This is a genomic window from Vibrio alfacsensis, from assembly GCF_019670485.1.
Taxonomy (GTDB): Bacteria; Pseudomonadota; Gammaproteobacteria; order Enterobacterales; family Vibrionaceae; genus Vibrio; species Vibrio alfacsensis.
Genome location: NZ_AP024165.1, coordinates 381,301 through 395,281 on the forward strand (window position 1 = coordinate 381,301; position 13,981 = coordinate 395,281).

A 13,981-nucleotide genomic window follows, 5' to 3' on the forward strand; every position below is an offset into this window, starting at 1 on the left:
CAGAAAGCATACTGAGAAAACCATGCGCATTATCGGTATTGAAACCTCTTGTGACGAGACAGGCATCGCAATCTATGATGATGAAAAAGGCTTGTTGTCACACCAATTATACAGCCAAATTAAGCTTCACGCAGACTACGGTGGTGTTGTGCCTGAGTTGGCTTCACGTGACCATGTTAAGAAGACCATACCTCTTATTAAAGAAGCGTTGAAAGAAGCAAACTTAACGCCGAAAGATATTGACGGAGTGGCGTACACGGCAGGTCCAGGTTTAGTTGGTGCGTTATTGGTTGGAGCAACGATTGGTCGCAGTATTGCTTACGCGTGGGGAGTGCCAGCCGTACCTGTTCACCATATGGAAGGTCATTTGTTAGCACCTATGCTCGAAGATAACCCTCCACCGTTCCCATTTGTGGCGGTATTGGTGTCAGGCGGCCACTCTATGATGGTTGAAGTAAAAGGCATTGGTGAGTATAAGATCCTTGGTGAGTCAATTGATGACGCCGCGGGTGAAGCATTTGATAAAACCGCTAAGCTGATGGGCTTGGATTACCCAGGTGGTCCATTACTGTCTAAATTGGCAGAAAAAGGTACGCCAGGTCGCTTTAAGTTCCCGCGTCCGATGACGAATGTGCCGGGTTTGGACATGAGCTTTTCTGGTCTAAAAACCTTTACAGCGAACACGATTGCAGCCAACGGTGATGATGAACAGACCCGTGCAGATATCGCTTACGCATTCGAAGATGCGGTATGTGCAACACTTGCGATTAAATGTAAGCGAGCACTTGAGCAAACCGGCATGAAACGCATCGTTATTGCGGGTGGTGTGAGTGCAAACCGTCGCTTGCGAGCGGAACTTGAGAAGTTAGCGAAGAAAGTTGGCGGCGAAGTTTACTACCCACGTACTGAGTTCTGTACAGATAATGGTGCAATGATTGCGTACGCTGGTATGCAACGCCTGAAGAATGGCGAAGTGTCAGACATGGCTGTAGAAGCACGTCCGCGTTGGCCAATTGATCAACTCAAGCCGATTGCGTAGTCTTGATTAAAATGATTCGTTAATTTGAAAGGTCTCTCAATGCAGAGACCTTTTGTTTATGGTCTCTTTGGACATCGTTTAAATGATGGATGCATTCAAACCGACACATGGAAATAAGCATGAACAAATTTGAAATTGAAGGTCAGTCACTCGCATACTTAGATAAGGGTAAGGGGCCAGTATTACTGTTTGGCCACAGTTATCTTTGGGATAGCCAAATGTGGGCGCCACAAATCGAAGTATTGAGTCAATCATATCGCTGTATTGTGCCAGACCTTTGGGCGCATGGTGAGTCCGATAACGCACCGAGGTCTATGCGTTCGTTGGTGGATTATGCTCAGCACATGTTGGCATTGATGGACCACCTAGAAATCGAGCAATTCTCTATTGTTGGTTTATCGGTTGGTGGTATGTGGGGAGCTGAGTTAACTTCTCAAGCGCCACAGCGAGTGAAGTCCTTGGTATTGATGGATACTTTTATCGGTTTAGAGCCGGAAGTGGCACACAAGAAATACTTCACAATGCTTGATACCATCGCTGAACTTCAGTCTGTGCCTACATCGATTGTGGAAGCGGTAACGCCATTGTTCTTTGCTAACAATGCTGAACAAATTAATCCCGAACTTGTTGCATCATTTAAACAGAGCCTTGAATCATTACATGGCGAGCGAGCGGTTGAAGTAGCTCGAATGGGTCGCATGGTATTTGGTCGTCGTGATGTGATTGAAGATTCTGAAATGTTTACTTTACCAACCTTGATTGCCGTTGGTCGAGAAGACAAACCGCGTCCAGTGTTTGAGTCTTACTTGATGAGTGATTGTATTACGGGCAGCAAGCTGGTGGAGATCCCACAAGCAGGACACATTAGCTCACTTGAACAATCAGAATTTGTGAATCAGATGCTGATGGATTTCTTAAATAGCGTGCACGCACAGTAGGGAATGAATCAACCCTAAACTAAAACTCGGTATTATGCCGAGTTTTTTTCTGCCAGTTTTTTCTCACCGATCTTGGGTTCTTCACCAGAAAGTAGTCGTCGAATGTTTTGGTGGTGTTTAAAGACAATTAAACAGCACAGCATGGCAACAGGTAAGGTGTATTGCGGCTTAAACATCCAAGCATAGAAAGGCGTGACCAGCACTGTCACTAAAGCGGCAAGTGAAGAGTAGCGGAACAATACGGCCACTAAGAGCCATGTGATCATCACCAGACCAGTCAGGTCTAATCCGATAGGTGCAATTGCGCCCAATGCGGTCGCGACACCTTTCCCACCTTTAAAGTGGAAGAAGATAGGGTACATGTGACCTAAACAAGCCGCTATGGCGATGACCCCAAGAATAATTGGGTCGATACCTAAGAAATAGCCTCCCCAAACAGGGATGGTGCCTTTGAGCATATCGCACAGCAGCACAGATGCAGCAGCACCTTTGCCTCCGATTCGTAGAACATTGGTGGCTCCAGGATTATGAGAGCCGACGTCACGAGGGTCTGGCAGTTTTAACAAACGACAAATCAATACCGCGCTGGAGATCGAGCCCAGCAAGTATGCGGCCATTGTCATTATGAGAGCCAGTGCGTCCATAGAGGTCCTTGATGGATTGGAAATTAATGCTCAGTTCCAGAGTAGTTGCTATCATAGCGCGATTTCGCGGTGATCAAAATCACTCTCTGTGATTGAACTTGCATTATGAATTTTCTTGTATATAAAGGGGCTTCACCGCTTCTATACCCAAGCGACTTTTTCGTTCTTGCTAATTGGCTGTCGGTCACAGAGGTGGCTCGGGTATAGAATTTTACGATCAAATTGCCCTAAATGGGTATCCGACCTCTGAAACAGAAGGACACAAGATGGCTCTGGATAAAGTCTTTATTGAACAACTTGAAGTGATCACGACAATCGGTGTTTACGATTGGGAACAGCAGATCAAACAAAAGTTAGTTTTAGATATCGAAATGGCGCATGACAATAAGCCTGCGGGCAAGAGTGATGATGTTCAAGATGCTTTGGATTACTCACAAGTGAGTGACGCGGTATTGAATCACATCGAGAATGGTCGCTTTTTGTTGGTAGAACGCGTGGCAGAAGAAGTTGCAGAGCTGATCATGCAACGCTTTTCTGTGCCTTGGGTGAAAATTCGCTTAGCGAAACCGGGGGCGGTTCCTCAAGCTCGCGCCGTTGGTGTCGTGATTGAACGAGGCCAAGCATGATAAAAGCCTATATCGGAGTAGGTACGAACATTGATAGAGAGCGACATGCGAAGATAGCTTACCAAGAGTTACAGCAATTAGGCTCTGATCTTTGCGTATCGCCGATATATGAATGTGAGCCTATCGGGTTCAGCAGTTCTTGTTTTTATAATTTTGTTATCGGCTTCTCTACGCATTTATCACTTGACGATCTCAGCGAACGTCTACGTGAAATTGAATACAAATGGGGACGAGAAGAAGATGCACAAAAGTATCAAGATCGTACGTTAGATCTCGATATCGTTTTGTTTGGTGAGTGTATTTCGCAACAAAAACCTGAGCTACCTCGCAGTGATATTTATAAATATCCTTTTGTCACAAAGCCTCTGTATGATCTTGAACCTCATTTGGTTATTCCGGGTGATGGACGAACAATTGCAGAGGTTTGGCTAGCGATGCAGCCTGTCGACTCACTCAAACCCGTTTCTTTTTCTTTTTAATTTTGAGCTATTTACATGAGTTATTTTGAAGCCTTTATTTTGGCTCTTATTCAGGGGCTTACAGAGTTTTTACCGATCTCTAGTTCAGCACATTTGATCTTGCCTTCGGCGATTTTTGGTTGGGAAGATCAAGGCTTGGCATTTGACGTTGCAGTTCACGTGGGGACGTTAATGGCGGTGGTGATTTACTTCCGTCAAGAAGTGATCACCCTGTTTCGCGCACTATTTGGTTCGATCTTTAAAGGCGAGCGCAGTAAAGAATCTAAGCTTGCATGGATGATTGTGATCGCGACAATCCCTGCGTGTGTGTTTGGCCTATTGATGAAAGACATCATCGAGGTTTACCTGCGTAGTGCTTACGTCATTGCAACCACCACTATCATTTTTGGCTTGCTACTTTGGTGGGTAGATAAGAACGCGAAACTCATTGCTGATGAGTATCAAACTGGTTGGAAAAAAGCCCTGTTCATTGGTATTGCGCAGGCTCTAGCGATGATCCCTGGTACATCTCGCTCTGGCGCAACCATTACCGCTGCGCTTTACCTTGGCTTTACTCGTGAAGCTGCCGCTCGATTCTCATTTTTAATGTCTATTCCGATCATCACGCTAGCGGGTGGTTATTTAGGGATGAAACTTGTGACGAGTGGTGAACCTGTGCACGTTGGTTTCTTATTGACAGGCATTGTCACGTCATTCATCAGTGCGTACATCTGTATCCACTTCTTCTTGAAGATGATTTCACGCATGGGCATGACGCCATTCGTTATTTACCGTCTAATTCTAGGTTTTGGTTTATTTGCCATTTTATTGAGTGCGTAACTAGCCGCTCGATGAAGAACACCGCTCTACCAAGAACGTCAGATAAATTCAAAATGCCCACTCAGTTGAGTGGGCATTTTTTTGGTTACTTGTTCGTATTGGCGTCGGGTTTATTTCTCGCGATGCAAACCGCCTCAATGCGACGTTTTTCTTGTTCATCACGAATAGCAGGCCCTTTGAAGCCATCTTTGATGATCGCTTGAACATCAACGGATGCTGCTGCTTGGTAAGCTCGCATAAACAAGTCGGCTTGCGGATAAGGTTGGTCTTCTAATCCTTTGCGCCCAGCATGGTCGGCTTGGCAGCAAATTAGAATATCTTGCAAACGTTCGGGCTTGCGCCACACGTCAAATTTATTGAGGATCTTGATGACAGTTTGTGGCTTTAGCTCCTCAGCACGATGAATATTAGAATGCTGTTCACATACCATTAAGGCTAAATCTCGGAACTCATTGGGAACTCGAACGCGATCGCACAATCTTTTGATCAGTTTTAATCCAGTATGGCAGTGCATTTTGTGGCTTGGCCATTCACTTTCTGGTGTCACGCCTTTCCCTAAATCATGCACTTGTGCCGCAAACCTAACGGGTAAGGAATCACTCAGTTTGGCCGCTTGCTCAGCGACCATTAAGGAGTGTATTCCGGTATCGATTTCTGGGTGCCACTTCTCTGGTTGAGGAACACCAAATAGCGCATCAATTTCTGGAAGAACAATGGCTAACGCGCCACACTCTTTTAAAACGGATAAGAATACGTCTGGACGAGAGGTTGAAAGTGATTTGTGCCACTCTTGCCACACTCGTTCTGGTGTTAGTGTGCTTAATTCTCCGTTTTGAACCATATCGCGCATCAGTTGCATGGTTTCTTCTGCGACGCGAAAATCGAGGTGTGCCAGTTTTGCAGCAAAACGAGCCACCCGGAGTACGCGCAATGGATCTTCGATAAATGCCGCTGAAACATGACGAAGTACTTTTGCTTGCAGATCTTTTTGGCCGCCATAAGGATCATAGAGTTTACCCTCGTTATCCATTGCCATGGCATTGATGGTCAGATCGCGTCGAATCAAGTCGTCTTCAAGTGTGACACTTTGATCAAAGAAACATTCGAATCCCGTGTAACCGGCCCCCGATTTTCTTTCAGTGCGTGCTAGGGCGTGTTCTTCTTTTGTTTTTGGATGAAGGAATACGGGGAAGTCTTTGCCAACGGCGGTATAACCTTGGCTGAGCATGATCTCCGGGGTTGAACCCACCACGACCCAGTCTTGGTCATAACTACGGATTCCGAGCAAATGATCTCGAACGGCGCCACCAACTAAATAAACTTGCACGAATTACCTCTGAATTTATCGATATGACGTTGGACATTGTAGCAAGCAATGATACTTTTCTTTACTCCTAAGATCAGATGCTAGCCTACTTTGCCCAGTTTTGATGTTATGCGTTGTTTTTTTACTGGAGATCCTAATGTATAAGGACTTTTTCGGGTTTGTTGAACTGCCATTTTCGATTGTTCCAAACTCGCGTTATTTGTATTTAAGTCAGCGCCATAAAGAAGCAATTACGCATCTTCAGGCGGGGTTAGGTGATGGCGGTGGTTTTGCCATGCTAACGGGCGAAGTGGGTACAGGTAAAACCACGGTCGCAAAAGCGATGTTGGCGAATCTAAATGAAAATACTAAGGCTGGGTTAATCCTTAATCCGACATTTTCTAGCCGCGATTTACTCGAAGCGATTTGTGATGAGTTCCGTGTGGCTTACCCACAAGATGCGACCTTGAAGCAACTTAATCAGGCGATCCATGGGTACTTACTCGATAATCACAAGTTGGGTTGGCAAACCCTATTGGTGATCGATGAAGCCCAGCATTTAGCCGCTGATGTGCTTGAGCAATTACGACTGTTAACCAATTTAGAGACGGACACTAGAAAGCTACTTAAGGTGTTATTGGTTGGTCAGCCAGAACTGCAAAGATTGCTGCAAACGACTCAGCTTCGTCAGCTCGCACAGCGTATTACGGGGCGCTATCACCTTCTACCTCTTGATGAGAAAGAAACTGCGGATTACATCGCCTTTCGTTTGCATACCGCTGGTGGCGATCAGCAACTGTTTGATCGGAGTTCGACCAAGCTCATTGCCAAATACAGCCATGGCATCCCTCGTTTGATTAACCTGATCTGCGATAAGTCGCTTAACCTGAGTTACTACAAAGGTAATCTAACGGTGGATAAGCAGACGGTCACTCAGGCTTGTGAAGAAGTGATGCAGTTCCAAGCGGAGATCTATCAACAGGATAAGCCGAATCAGACGTTTGAATGGCCTGTCTGGGGCTCAGCCGCTATTGGTGTCTTAGCCGCTCTTGGCATTGGATGGGGAGTGACGCAGCAACTGACGTTTAAGCCAACATTGAGTGCCCAGTCGCTCAATTCCGCGCAAACAGAGCTTCAGGCGAGTTTGCCAAGCGTGAATGAGCATTCCATGAGTGAGCCGCTCTTTTACGACCAGCTAGCTAATGAGCAGCTAACGAACGAACAGCGTGATTTATTGTTGGAACAAAACCAATCGAGTCTCGCGATTAATGAGCTTTATCAGCTTTGGGGTTATCGTGCATCAGTGCGCGACAACTTATGCTTGTCGGAGCCCCAATCGACGATGCGCTGTCAGCGTAAAATGGCAACCTGGCCGCAATTGGTGCAGCAAAATCGCCCTGTGGTGTTGGAGCTCAATTACCAAGGTCGAGTTGGCTATGTGATTTTGTTCGCGATTGGTGACGGCAAAGTCGAGGTCCTTAATGGCAGCGAGCGCTTACGTTTACCGATTTCCTGGTTAAAACCTCTGTGGCAAGGCAATATTCTTGAGCTGTGGCAAGCTCCACTCAAAGAGACGCTTCGTTTAGATATGGAGGGCCCTGCCGTGGCGGTCCTTGATCAACTCTTAGCGCAGGCTGTTAATGAGCCTGCGATTGGAACTGAAAAATTCGATGCAGCGCTTCGTGAGCGTGTCGAACTGTTTCAGCGTTGGCAGGGTATTCGTGTGGATGGCATTGCTGGTCAACGAACTTTGGAGCTATTACAGCAAGGCGTCCAACCTGACGCACCAGAGTTAAAAGAAATTACAGAGGAGCAGGCGTAATGTCAGTCATCAAACATGTTGGGCTCTTCTTATTGCCTGTGACGATAACCGCAGTTGGTGCCGCTTGGTATCTGGAGTTGTTTGCTTTAGAAACTCCGACCGCAGTTGTGGAAAACAACGCGACTCAAAAAATCGAACTTAACAAAGCAAACAATGTAAACAATGCCCTCTCTGCGATTAAACCTATATTCGAAGTATTAAGTTACCCAGAGGCGACACAGCTTGTCCAATTATCGCGTGAATGGCCAACGGTTGACTCTCCATTAGATATGGATAGCTTTGCCGGTGAAACGTACACGAGTAATGAGTCAGTGCAAGATGAAATCGAGCAGTTTGCATCGGATGGACAAGTGAAGAAAGCGAGTCCAACGATGCAAAGCCAAGATGATTTAGGGTTATCTCTCGATGAGCTCGACTTGTCTTCTTTGTCTCCAGACTTAGCGTTAAAAGTTGAAAATGCATTGACGAACTCAGCTCAAACACCTGAACGTCAATTGACAAAAATGGATGATTTAGAGCGAGACGCGCAGGAATGGCATGGTCGATTGCCGGCACTTAACTTACAAACTCACATGTACTCAAGTGATGTAAAACGACGTTGGGTGAAAATCAATAATACCGAGTATTACCAAGGTGACGTCGTGGATGGGCAAATCACGCTAAAAGAAATTCAGCCGCAAGCCGTCATTGTCGAATTCCAAGGCCAGCAAATTCGTATTCCAGCGTTGTACGAGTGGAAAGGGTAGTTGCGAGTCGTATTCTCTTCTGAAAACAAAAAGCCAGTCGATAGTCGACTGGCTTTTTCATGTAATTTAGCTTTTTATTAGAATCGAGCTTGAGACGATTATGCCCAACCTGCTGGCGATTTCTTTCTACGAGGAACCACGTGAGGAAGAAGCAAACCGAATAGCAGACCAAGACCGGCAACACCGCCACCGTAAGTGAAGTACTTAAGCAACATGTCGTCTTTTTGCGTGTCTAGCTTCGCGCGAAGTTCGCGGTTTTCTGTCTCTACTGAAGTCAGTTGTTCACTGATTTCTGAATACTTCTTCTCGAGATCTGAAATCTGCTGATTACGAGTCTCTAAAGACGTCACTAAACCTGCTTTTTCCGTGTCTGAGTTTTGACGAGCATTCGCCAGTTGAGCTTTGACTTCGGTTAGCTCTTTTTCGATACGCGGCAAACGGATTGCCATGCTCTCTTGCTTGGTCACGAACTTGTTTTGAACCCAACCAGTACGGCCACGAGCGTCACGAACTTGCGTGTAACCTGTGTCTTTGTTGGTTTGCAGAAGTTGTACTTTAGAGCCTGCGTTAACACTACCAATGATACGGTAAGTGTTGTTTGGACCAGAGTGCATAAAAGTGAATAGGTCATCAGAAATATAACGGTCTGCCGCTAGTGCCGCTGGCGCTGCTAGCAACGTAAACAAAACCGTGATGAATAGTTTTTTCACAATAAATCCCTTAACGATTTTCTTGGATACAGCTTAGGCACCGTATGATTGGAGCCGGAAATAGACGAATAGTATGCAGTTTCAAACGTTGGTGCAACAAAGAAGGGAGGCGAAGCCTCCCTTTCTGTGCGTTTGAGTCAATAATGACAAAGCGCTTACATTGTATTGACTCAGAGCGTCAGTGCCAACATGCTCTTACGAGAACGCTGCTTGGATGCCGTAGAAGAATACAACCGCCAATAGTGCGCCTGCTGGTAACGTAACGATCCATGATGCCACGATGTTACGAACCACGCCTAGGTTAAGTGCTGCGATACCGCGAGCAAAACCTACACCTAGAACCGCACCAACAAGAGTTTGAGTTGTAGAGATAGGTAGACCAGTACCAGACGCTAGAACTACAGTACATGCTGTTGCTAACTGAGCGGCAAAACCACGGCTTGGTGTTAGTTCAGTGATACCTGTACCAACGGTTGCCATTACTTTATGACCAAGCGTTGCAAGACCAACGACGATACCAAAGCCGCCTAGAGGAAGGATCCACCATGCGATTGTGCTCTTCGCGGTCACTTCACCCATGTGTTCAACCGTTGAAACAACAGCAGACAGTGGACCGATCGCGTTAGCTACGTCGTTTGAACCGTGAGCAAATGCCATCGCACACGCAGTGATAACCATAAGTACGCTGAAGATACCTTCTACGCCAGCAAAGCCACGGTCTTCTTCACGGTTTGCGAATTTCTTCTGAATGTAGAAGTAACCACCAATCATAACTGCTGCTGAAACGACACTTGCCCATACCCATGCTTCACCGTTCGTTAGGTGAAGACCAACGTGTTTTAGGCCTTTTTTGATCGTTACTAGTGCAATCACCATAGTCGTGATGAACATGTAAACCGGTACAAAACGTTTTGCGTTGAATAGTGGGTTCTCTGTATCAAAGATCAGACGCTGCGCGCTGACAAAGATGACGTAAGCGAAGAAGCCAGAGATAACCGGAGTAATGATCCAGCTACCAACAATCCCTTGAACACTGCTCCAGTCGACAGCTTCAGTACCTACAGACACACACGCAAAACCGATGATCGCACCGATGATTGAGTGAGTAGTCGATACTGGCCAACCCATGTAAGAAGCAAGAAGTAGCCACGTACCAGCTGCAAGAAGCGCTGACATCATACCGTAGACAAGAACGTCAGGTTGGCTAGCAAATAGAGATGTTTCGATAACACCTTTACGGATAGTGTCGGTTACTTCACCACCAGCAAGATATGCACCCGCAAATTCGAAGATCATCGCAATGATGATCGCTTGTTTTACGGTTAGCGCTTTTGAACCTACAGATGTACCCATCGCATTGGCTACGTCGTTCGCGCCAATACCAATTGCCATCATGAAACCAAAAATCGCTGCAACAATAATCAGGACAGTGCCGTAGTTCGCAAGGATATCCATCGTAATACCTAGTTGTTTTATAACAAGCGGAGCAAAATTTGACGCGCATTAACCCATTAGACGATGAAAATAGTCATCGTCCATGTGACAGGCGCTAATCGTGCTCTTCGTTATGTCGTTAACTTATGTTTTAAGATCGAGATAGCATGACTTCCAAACGAGCACCTACGCGCTGCGCTTGGTCGGCAATACCACCTACCCATTCAAGAATCTTGTACAAGAACATGACATCGATAGGGTTCATGTCAGATTCAATTGCCATTAATTGTTGGCGTAATTCAATCTGCATTGCATCGGTGTCATCTTCAATTGCGTCCAACTGATGAATCATTTCAGCAACGAGCGTTACTTCACGGCCTTTGAAGCCGGTCTCTAGTAATTCATCAAGTTCGTTGATTACTTTTTGCGCTTGGTTAGCCGCATCAAGACAACGTTGAACGTAAGCGAGGAAGTTTGGTTGGAGTGCCTCAGGAATGACAAGTTGGCGACCATATACACGGCCAGCAATATCTTTTGCCAAGTTCGCTAGTTTGTCCTGTTGAGTGAGTAGCTCAAGCATGTCTGTACGATCGACAGGCATAAACAAACCGCGAGGCAGTTTTAGACGAATTTCACGTTTTAGCACGTCCGCTTCTTTCTCTAGGTGAGAAATTTGAGCACGGATTTCAGATGCTTTTTCCCAGTCACCCTTAGAAGAAACTTCAAAGAACTTAACGAGGTGTGAACAACATTCGTTGACACACACAACGTGGCGTTGCAAAGGCTTAATAGGGGACTTTGCAAATAACCCCATAATTGTATTTACTGGCATGGTCATTCAACCTAATAGCTATAACCTTAAAAAAACATACACCATTTCTTGGCGAAATGTTGAACGGATGGCTATAAAGGCGCGCATGTTAACGCATTCAATGGCTCTTTAAAACTGTTTTAGATCATCATTCTGGTGATATTTCTTTCTTGCCGAGGGGGAAAATAGGCAATATCCTGTTTCTATCTGCTTTGAAAGGTATGGCTATGGAAACCGAGATAGAACTGAAGTTTTTTGTTTCTCCAGAATTTTCAGAAACTTTGAAAAACAAAATTTCTGAAACCAAAGTACTTCAGCACAGTTGTCGAGACTTGGGTAACACTTACTTTGATACCGCTGATAACTGGCTACGCAAGCACGATATTGGCTTAAGAATTCGTCGTTTTGATGATGTATTTGTTCAAACAGTAAAAACAGCCGGGCGTGTTGTTGCGGGTCTTCATCAAAGACCAGAATATAATGCTGAGCACATTAATAATGATCCTGAGCTCACACTTCACCCATCTGATATCTGGCCAGCAGGTAAAGATATCGCCACGCTGCAATCTGAACTTACGCCTCTTTTTTCGACCAACTTCACACGTGAACAGTGGTTAATTGGTATGGCTGATGGCAGTCAAATTGAAGTAGCCTTTGACCAAGGGGCGGTTATTGCCCAAGGTGAAGATGGTGAAGAAAGACAAACGCCAATCTGCGAAGTGGAGTTAGAGCTAAAATCGGGCCAAACGGATGCGCTATTTACCCTTGCTCGCAGTTTGTGTGAATCAGGTGGTATGCGCCTTGGCAATATGAGTAAAGCGGCGAAAGGTTATCGTTTAGCAACAGGTTATGCGGGTGATGAAGTCAAGCCACTGGCGTTAGTCGACAGTACCAAGCACGACACCGTGGAATATTGCCTTATTAATTCTTTAGAGCACGCTCTTGCACATTGGCATTACCACGAGCAAATTTACACCGAACGTGATTGTGTTGAAGCGTTGCGTGAAATTGTTAATGCCATTCGTTTTATTCGTCAGACATTTACTATCTTTGGCAGCATAGTACCACGCCGAGCGAGTGCGATTCTGCGCCAAGAAATGAAGTGGCTTGAAGAAGAGCTAGAGTGGCTCGATGAGCACGCGCATTTAGAAGAGTTGTTGGATGATAAAGGTAACGTACTGCGTAAGCTTGATGCGCGTAAGTTCCTTGTATCAGAGCTTACTCAGCAACTTGAAGAACTGCCAAGCCGTGAACAGGTATTGGAATTGTTGAGCTCTGCGCGTTACACCGGACTTCTCTTAGACTTGAGTCGTTGGATTTTGACCCGCGGTTGGCAGCCGTTTTTGGACGATAAAGCCCGCGAGAAGATAACCAGTAACATTCAACCATTTTCCGTTATGCAGTTGGATCGAACATGGGCAGAGCTAATGGAAGCATTTCCTGCAGAGCGTCAGTTGTCTGCGCAAGAATACATCGATCAGCGTTATCGTTTATTACGTAACTTGTATACGGGCATCGGTTTTGCGAGCTTGTACGATGCGGAAGAGCGCAACAGTTTCCGTTTGCCATGGGCTGATTTGGTGCATGGTATCGATGATCTCTTAATGCTAAATCATCTATTGCCAATGGTGGGTATGCTTGAGGACGAAGAGCAAGAGCAATTAGAGCGTTGGTTGACGCGTCAAGAGCGTTCTATTTTACATGCCATGGATCAGACTCGCGCTATCGGCGTTGAAGTTGAGCCATATTGGCAAGAGTAAAGATGAAATAAAAAATAGAATAGGGCCTTGAGCCCTATTTTTTTGTGTCTTTTTTCTGATGGTTTAATTCATTTTCGATGTTTTGCAGGCGCTCTAAGATCTGCCCTTGTCGTGCCAGTACTTGTTCTAATAATTTCTCTTTGTTTTTTGAACGATGATCTTGTTGACGTGTTGGCGCTGTCAGTAAGGAGGTGATCAAACCAGAGATCATACCGAATATCCCCACACCACAAATGATAATGAGTACAGCGAGTACTTTTCCTGCCGCAGTGACTGGGTAGTGGTCTCCGTACCCTACGGTTGATATCGTGACAAAGGCCCACCAAAGCGCATCACTGCCCGTTTGAATGTTCGATTCTGGGTTATTACCTTCAATGAACAACATGGCACTTGAGCCCAGCGTAATCAGCACTACCATCAATAATAATATCGAAGCGAGCGTTGTCTCTCTGCGGTTTTGACGTAGTTGAAAAAGAAGAAACCTAGACGAACGCAGCACAAGAATGACACGCAATATATGAAAGAGACGTGCATAGCGAAGAGGTTCAATCATTGGGATGCTTGCCACAAAATCGATCCAGTGTTGCTTAATATATGCAGTTCGATCTGTGGCTCGGATCAAATCTATCGTGAGCTGTAGAATAAAAATGCTACAGATTATGAAGTCTAGACCGATAAGAACTTGACGGGTTTCGTGTTTAAGTGGAAAAAACAATAGGCCAGAGATCACAAATAGCGCCATAAATGACAGTATTAGCGATAGTAACCCCATAGGTTTTGTGCTGTCTTTGATATGATTGCTTTCCATATGGAGCTCGAAATAACACAATAACTTTTTAACGATAAG

Annotated in this window: 14 protein-coding genes; 8 read left to right on the top strand and 6 right to left on the bottom strand. The window is 45.5% G+C overall.

Features of this window, described 5'->3' with window-relative positions:
- Positions 1–22 precede the first annotated feature (22 nt).
- Both tsaD and VA249_RS01840 read left to right on the top strand, forming a co-directional pair.
- Positions 23–1,039: a tRNA (adenosine(37)-N6)-threonylcarbamoyltransferase complex transferase subunit TsaD gene (gene tsaD, locus VA249_RS01835; RefSeq protein ID WP_221069780.1), complete on the top strand. Its 1,017-nt coding sequence runs from the start codon at positions 23–25 to the stop codon at positions 1,037–1,039.
- Positions 1,040–1,158: 119 nt separating this feature from the next.
- Positions 1,159–1,977 (top strand): alpha/beta fold hydrolase, encoded by an 819-nt coding sequence (locus VA249_RS01840; RefSeq protein WP_221068615.1) that lies wholly within the window; start codon positions 1,159–1,161, stop codon positions 1,975–1,977.
- A 32-nt stretch (positions 1,978–2,009) separates the two neighbouring features.
- On the opposite strand, the gene plsY is transcribed toward VA249_RS01840, so the two are convergent.
- Positions 2,010–2,621 (bottom strand): glycerol-3-phosphate 1-O-acyltransferase PlsY, encoded by a 612-nt coding sequence (gene plsY / locus VA249_RS01845; RefSeq protein WP_128811710.1) that lies wholly within the window; start codon positions 2,619–2,621, stop codon positions 2,010–2,012.
- A 266-nt stretch (positions 2,622–2,887) separates the two neighbouring features.
- Between plsY and folB the strand changes: the two genes are divergently transcribed.
- Genes folB through VA249_RS01860 form a run of 3 tightly spaced genes read left to right on the top strand, consistent with a single transcriptional unit; the run spans position 2,888 to position 4,545 of the window.
- Positions 2,888–3,247 carry a bifunctional dihydroneopterin aldolase/7,8-dihydroneopterin epimerase gene (folB, locus tag VA249_RS01850; RefSeq protein WP_221068616.1) on the top strand — a complete coding sequence of 120 codons (360 nt, stop codon included), beginning with the start codon at positions 2,888–2,890 and terminating at the stop codon, positions 3,245–3,247.
- Positions 3,244–3,726 carry a 2-amino-4-hydroxy-6-hydroxymethyldihydropteridine diphosphokinase gene (gene folK, locus VA249_RS01855; protein WP_221068617.1) on the top strand — a complete coding sequence of 161 codons (483 nt, stop codon included), beginning with the start codon at positions 3,244–3,246 and terminating at the stop codon, positions 3,724–3,726. The genes folB and folK overlap by 4 nt, the downstream gene beginning before the upstream one ends.
- A gap of 15 nt (positions 3,727–3,741) precedes the next feature.
- Positions 3,742–4,545: an undecaprenyl-diphosphate phosphatase gene (locus VA249_RS01860; RefSeq protein ID WP_211915440.1), complete on the top strand. Its 804-nt coding sequence runs from the start codon at positions 3,742–3,744 to the stop codon at positions 4,543–4,545.
- Positions 4,546–4,630: 85 nt separating this feature from the next.
- Here VA249_RS01860 and VA249_RS01865 read toward each other — a convergent pair whose 3' ends face one another.
- On the bottom strand, positions 4,631–5,872 hold the full coding sequence (locus VA249_RS01865; RefSeq protein WP_221068618.1) for a multifunctional CCA addition/repair protein: 1,242 nt from the start codon (positions 5,870–5,872) through the stop codon (positions 4,631–4,633).
- A gap of 136 nt (positions 5,873–6,008) precedes the next feature.
- Between VA249_RS01865 and VA249_RS01870 the strand changes: the two genes are divergently transcribed.
- Together VA249_RS01870 and VA249_RS01875 are read left to right on the top strand one after the other, a co-directional pair.
- Entirely contained in the window at positions 6,009–7,673 is a 1,665-nt protein-coding gene (locus VA249_RS01870; protein ID WP_221068619.1) for an ExeA family protein, read from the top strand.
- Positions 7,673–8,419, top strand: coding sequence for a general secretion pathway protein GspB (locus VA249_RS01875; RefSeq protein ID WP_221068620.1), 747 nt, complete (start codon positions 7,673–7,675; stop codon positions 8,417–8,419). The genes VA249_RS01870 and VA249_RS01875 overlap by 1 nt, the downstream gene beginning before the upstream one ends.
- Before the next feature lie 98 nt (positions 8,420–8,517).
- Here VA249_RS01875 and VA249_RS01880 read toward each other — a convergent pair whose 3' ends face one another.
- From VA249_RS01880 to VA249_RS01890, 3 genes are all read right to left on the bottom strand, one after another.
- Positions 8,518–9,129 (bottom strand): TIGR04211 family SH3 domain-containing protein, encoded by a 612-nt coding sequence (locus VA249_RS01880; RefSeq protein ID WP_128811706.1) that lies wholly within the window; start codon positions 9,127–9,129, stop codon positions 8,518–8,520.
- A 195-nt stretch (positions 9,130–9,324) separates the two neighbouring features.
- A complete protein-coding gene (locus tag VA249_RS01885) occupies positions 9,325–10,584 on the bottom strand; it encodes an inorganic phosphate transporter (protein ID WP_128811705.1) in 1,260 nt (419 codons plus the stop codon).
- Between the two features lie 130 nt (positions 10,585–10,714).
- The gene (locus VA249_RS01890) at positions 10,715–11,395 is read right to left on the bottom strand and encodes a TIGR00153 family protein (RefSeq protein ID WP_164837221.1); all 681 of its coding nucleotides are present in this window, start codon (positions 11,393–11,395) and stop codon (positions 10,715–10,717) included.
- A gap of 206 nt (positions 11,396–11,601) precedes the next feature.
- Between VA249_RS01890 and VA249_RS01895 the strand changes: the two genes are divergently transcribed.
- A complete protein-coding gene (locus VA249_RS01895; RefSeq protein WP_128811703.1) occupies positions 11,602–13,134 on the top strand; it encodes a CYTH and CHAD domain-containing protein in 1,533 nt (510 codons plus the stop codon).
- Between the two features lie 34 nt (positions 13,135–13,168).
- Here VA249_RS01895 and VA249_RS01900 read toward each other — a convergent pair whose 3' ends face one another.
- The gene (locus VA249_RS01900) at positions 13,169–13,942 is read right to left on the bottom strand and encodes a potassium channel family protein (protein WP_221068621.1); all 774 of its coding nucleotides are present in this window, start codon (positions 13,940–13,942) and stop codon (positions 13,169–13,171) included.
- Between the last annotated feature and the right edge of the window lie 39 nt (positions 13,943–13,981).

Coding starts and splice junctions, on each gene's coding strand:
- tsaD (WP_221069780.1), top strand. CDS start 23: ATGCGCATTATCGGTATTGAAACCTCTTGTGACGAGACAGGCATCGCA.
- VA249_RS01840 (WP_221068615.1), top strand. CDS start 1,159: ATGAACAAATTTGAAATTGAAGGTCAGTCACTCGCATACTTAGATAAG.
- plsY (WP_128811710.1), bottom strand. CDS start 2,621: ATGGACGCACTGGCTCTCATAATGACAATGGCCGCATACTTGCTGGGC.
- folB (WP_221068616.1), top strand. CDS start 2,888: ATGGCTCTGGATAAAGTCTTTATTGAACAACTTGAAGTGATCACGACA.
- folK (WP_221068617.1), top strand. CDS start 3,244: ATGATAAAAGCCTATATCGGAGTAGGTACGAACATTGATAGAGAGCGA.
- VA249_RS01860 (WP_211915440.1), top strand. CDS start 3,742: ATGAGTTATTTTGAAGCCTTTATTTTGGCTCTTATTCAGGGGCTTACA.
- VA249_RS01870 (WP_221068619.1), top strand. CDS start 6,009: ATGTATAAGGACTTTTTCGGGTTTGTTGAACTGCCATTTTCGATTGTT.
- VA249_RS01875 (WP_221068620.1), top strand. CDS start 7,673: ATGTCAGTCATCAAACATGTTGGGCTCTTCTTATTGCCTGTGACGATA.
- VA249_RS01885 (WP_128811705.1), bottom strand. CDS start 10,584: ATGGATATCCTTGCGAACTACGGCACTGTCCTGATTATTGTTGCAGCG.
- VA249_RS01890 (WP_164837221.1), bottom strand. CDS start 11,395: ATGCCAGTAAATACAATTATGGGGTTATTTGCAAAGTCCCCTATTAAG.
- VA249_RS01895 (WP_128811703.1), top strand. CDS start 11,602: ATGGAAACCGAGATAGAACTGAAGTTTTTTGTTTCTCCAGAATTTTCA.
- VA249_RS01900 (WP_221068621.1), bottom strand. CDS start 13,942: ATGGAAAGCAATCATATCAAAGACAGCACAAAACCTATGGGGTTACTA.